The 661-nt window shown below is 31.6% G+C and carries 1 protein-coding gene; it reads right to left on the reverse strand.

The genetic code is table 11. The features are described from left to right. Positions 1-139 precede the first annotated feature (139 nt). A complete protein-coding gene (locus FLB_RS00005; RefSeq protein ID WP_064713915.1) occupies positions 140-580 on the reverse strand; it encodes a hypothetical protein in 441 nt (146 codons plus the stop codon). Positions 581-661: the final 81 nt, after the last annotated feature.

A 661-nucleotide genomic window follows, 5' to 3' on the forward strand; every position in this document is an offset into this window, starting at 1 on the left:
CTAACGTCTTGGCACTACAGCGGGTTTGGGACTAAATTAAGCCCTATTTTCGGATTTGCCAAATTATCCCAAATACAAAACCATTTTTCCATTAAGCCAAATGCCCAAATCCGTTGTAGTGGCTGTTATGCACAGTATTTTATCGTTCAGCTTTTTCGAATCTTTGGTATTTTATTTTACCTTGTTTTATAAACTTTGAAATACTATCATTATTATCTAAATCTAATAATGAATTTGCAATTTTCAAATTATAAAGAGAATCATTCTTGATTGTACATTCAATTAAAAAATAAGATGTTCCGATTCCTCCTTGTATGTAAGACAATCTCCATTCGTTGTTTTTCACAGCTAATAATTTTAACTGTCTAATTGGTAAATTTTCATTTACTATATTGTCTGTTGCTTCAAAATCTTCATTCGGATTTGCAATTTTCAGATTCCCATTTATAGAAAGTAATACATTGCTAAGTTGTTTCGGAATTGAATCTTTGGTGTTAATTTCTCTCCAATCATTATTTAAGTTCTCTTTCTTCGAGCAACTCAAAAACAGTAGTAAAAAAATGATAGATATATTTTTCATTGAAGTCTTTTTTCTCCGTCGGTTCTGAATATTGTGCATAACGTTCCCGCGCTACACGCAGGCTGGGATTAAAGATGCGTA

Source organism: Flavobacterium succinicans, assembly GCF_001662485.1.
Taxonomy (GTDB): domain Bacteria; phylum Bacteroidota; class Bacteroidia; order Flavobacteriales; family Flavobacteriaceae; genus Flavobacterium; species Flavobacterium succinicans_A.